This is a genomic window from Paenarthrobacter sp. NPDC057981 (genome assembly GCF_042886835.1).
Taxonomy (GTDB): Bacteria; Actinomycetota; Actinomycetes; order Actinomycetales; family Micrococcaceae; genus Arthrobacter.
This window is the reverse complement of sequence record NZ_JBHVQI010000054.1, coordinates 1-1,528: the sequence shown is the minus strand read 5'-3', so window position 1 is coordinate 1,528 and position 1,528 is coordinate 1. Positions and strand designations below refer to the sequence as shown.

The 1,528-nt window shown below is 57.2% G+C and carries 1 rRNA gene; it reads right to left on the bottom strand.

Annotation, left to right across the window (positions count from 1 at the left end):
- Positions 1 to 1,316, bottom strand: a 23S ribosomal RNA gene (locus ACFVSI_RS22065); the annotation flags it as partial.
- Positions 1,317 to 1,528: the final 212 nt, after the last annotated feature.

The window sequence follows — 1,528 nt, the reverse complement described above, 5'->3', positions numbered from 1 at the left end:
ACGCTCCCCTACCCATCCGTACTCCCGTTGGGGATATGTGTACGAATGACACGACTTCGGCGGTACGCTTGAGCCCCGCTACATTGTCGGCGCGGAATCACTAGACCAGTGAGCTATTACGCACTCTTTCAAGGGTGGCTGCTTCTAAGCCAACCTCCTGGTTGTCTCTGCGACTCCACATCCTTTCCCACTTAGCGTACGCTTAGGGGCCTTAGTCGATGCTCTGGGCTGTTTCCCTCTCGACCATGGAGCTTATCCCCCACAGTCTCACTGCCGCGCTCTCACTTACCGGCATTCGGAGTTTGGCTAAGGTCAGTAACCCGGTAGGGCCCATCGCCTATCCAGTGCTCTACCTCCGGCAAGAAACACACGACGCTGCACCTAAATGCATTTCGGGGAGAACCAGCTATCACGGAGTTTGATTGGCCTTTCACCCCTAACCACAGGTCATCCCCCAGGTTTTCAACCCTGGTGGGTTCGGTCCTCCACGACCTCTTACCTCCGCTTCAACCTGCCCATGGCTAGATCACTCCGCTTCGGGTCTTGAGCGTGCAACTCAATCGCCCTATTCGGACTCGCTTTCGCTACGGCTTCCCCACACGGGTTAACCTCGCTACACACCGCTAACTCGCAGGCTCATTCTTCAAAAGGCACGCAGTCACGACTGTATGTGCAAGCACATACAGCGACGCTCCCACGGCTTGTAGGCACACGGTTTCAGGTACTATTTCACTCCGCTCCCGCGGTACTTTTCACCATTCCCTCACGGTACTATCCGCTATCGGTCACCAGGGAATATTTAGGCTTAGCGGGTGGTCCCGCCAGATTCACACGGGATTTCTCGGGCCCCGTGCTACTTGGGTGTCTCTCAAACGAGCCGCTGATGTTTCGACTACGGGGGTCTTACCCTCTACGCCGGACCTTTCGCATGTCCTTCGCCTACATCAACGGTTTCTGACTCGTCTCACGGCCGGCAGACCGTAGAAGAGAGATCCCACAACCCCGCACACGCAACCCCTGCCGGGTCTCACACGTATACGGTTTGGCCTCATCCGGTTTCGCTCGCCACTACTCCCGGAATCACGGTTGTTTTCTCTTCCTGCGGGTACTGAGATGTTTCACTTCCCCGCGTTCCCTCCACACTGCCTATGTGTTCAGCAGCGGGTGACAGCCCATGACGACTGCCGGGTTTCCCCATTCGGACACCCCCGGATCAAAGCTTGGTTGACAGCTCCCCGGGGCCTATCGTGGCCTCCCACGTCCTTCATCGGTTCCTGGTGCCAAGGCATCCACCGTGCGCCCTTAAAAACTTGGCCACAGATGCTCGCGTCCACTGTGCAGTTCTCAAACAACGACCAACCACCCATCACCCCACCCCAAAAAGGCGAGTTCACTGGGACCGGCACTGAAGGAAACTCATTCCCTCAGACACCCAACAGCGTGCCCGGCCAAGCCCCACCCGAAGACCATGCGTTCCACACTCAAACGAGCAGTACTAACAGTCCCCGAACCGAGAACCCAACCGAAT